2 protein-coding genes are annotated in these 1,766 nt (G+C 41.3%); both read right to left on the minus strand.

What is annotated here, in order from left to right; all coding sequences use genetic code 11:
• The coding region (traJ, locus tag WBJ10_RS17500; protein ID WP_424292633.1) for a conjugative transposon protein TraJ at window positions 1-956 on the minus strand (956 nt) is incomplete at its 3' end.
• Window positions 957-966: 10 nt separating this feature from the next.
• Window positions 967-1,593 (minus strand): TerB family tellurite resistance protein, encoded by a 627-nt coding sequence (locus tag WBJ10_RS17505; protein WP_424292635.1) that lies wholly within the window; start codon window positions 1,591-1,593, stop codon window positions 967-969.
• Window positions 1,594-1,766: the final 173 nt, after the last annotated feature.

Here is a 1,766-nt window from a genome sequence, read left to right on the forward strand (position 1 = left end):
GGTACTGTGAAGTAGCCCACAATGCCGATGACCATAAATATGAGATATGCGGTATCTGTTGCGCTGAAAAACGTATCTCCGGACGATTGAACCTGACTGATATCCAGTTTTAACATGTTTTCCTGCACTTTTCCTAGAATGGAGCCGAAGATGTTTGCAACCGGCAGCCAAAGGAAAACGTTTATATACCGGGCAAGCCAGACCGTGAGTGTATGCTGGAAGCCATCGAATACCGCAAATCCGAATACTAGTGGGCCTAAGAGGGCAAGGACGATCAAATAGAATGTGCGTATTGTGTTGATGCATAAAGAAGCTGACTCATAAAGGACCTGTAATACCTCGCTCATCCACTGCTTGATCGAATTCCTGAAGTTGTACGATTGTTTATCCATCCAAAACTTCATATCATTTCCAATGCTTTCCAGCATGTTTTCGCTGCTGCCTTCCTGAGTTTCCGGATGGGTATATTTATACCACTTCTCACGATCGCCATTTCCGTCTGTTCCTACATACATCTTCCATGTAGCCGATTCTTTCACGGCCTTTTCCTTCAGTTTTAATAAAGTGGCTATAGCATTATTTGAGTCTTTTACCATACTACTGGTAGCAGTTACTATGGGTTGAAGTACTCCGTTCATTAATGCTAATACTGCCGGAAAAAGAAGGATAGCTAAGCCCAAAGCAAACGGACGAAGAAGAGGATAGAAATCAATTGGCTCGGCTGCTGCTATTTGCCTCCATACCCTTGCCGCGATATACCATAAGGCGGCAAAACCGGCTATTCCTCTAGCTACTCCAATTAGCTTGCTGCAAAGTGGTATCATATCCTTATAAACCTGATCCAGAACATGTTGGAGGCCATTTATCTCTCCAGCGATACCCTGAGCCTGGGATTTTAAAGGCAAGGATGTCCCTGCAATCATCAAAATGATGATCAAAAATTTCATATTTTTCATGGTTTCTGTTTTAGTCGATTGACCGATAGAGATCTTCGCTTCTCCTTACATCTCTTTTTTCTTTATCTCGTTGTATCGCCAGAATACTTGTGTTTTTATTGAAATGCCGGAGGAATTGAAGCTTTTCTTCCGTATCAGCGAATATCCTGTCTATGGCCGCCAGACGCTCATCATCACTCATACTCAACTTTGATGAGGTTATGACCGAAGCCAGTTCGTCAAGACTCCGGAGACTTTCGTTAAATAAATTGTGATAGACTTTACCCAGATATTCAATTTCTTCCGGGTTAAAGGAGCCACTTAACTTAAATCTCGTGAACGCACTCTTATACTCGTTAACTATGTTTTTCTGATACCGGATGATATCGGGTACCCGTTTATACTTCTTAATCGCCGGGCTCACAGTCATCAATCCGCTGATAAAGGTGTCGTGCAGATTGAAATTTCCTTCGGATATGTTTTTTATAGTGGTATAACCGTTACTCACTACCTGGTATCCCTTTTTCATATCCCTCAGAATATTTTTAAGCTGATTTAGCTTCTCGTAGTTCAGTAATAGTTGTTGAACTTCTGTGGTCTGCGCGTTGGTGATGGAAGTTGATCCTACTATCATTAGAATAATCAAAAATGTTTTCATGACGGTTTATTTTGGTATTTGATTGAGATCTTTAAGATTTTCGATGCTCCGGGTTTCCACCTCTCTTTGATTTCTCAGATTATTTGCCCGGCTTATGAAAGAAGCGGCAAATGCATATTTGTCCTTCATTCTTAAATGAATTTCCTGGATACGTGATATCCTTTCAGCCTCAT

The organism is Daejeonella sp., from assembly GCF_049655485.1.
Classification (GTDB): domain Bacteria; phylum Bacteroidota; class Bacteroidia; order Sphingobacteriales; family Sphingobacteriaceae; genus Daejeonella.

Excerpts from the sequence above, each read along its gene's own strand:
- WBJ10_RS17505 (WP_424292635.1), bottom strand. The coding sequence starts at position 1,593 with ATGAAAACATTTTTGATTATTCTAATGATAGTAGGATCAACTTCCATC.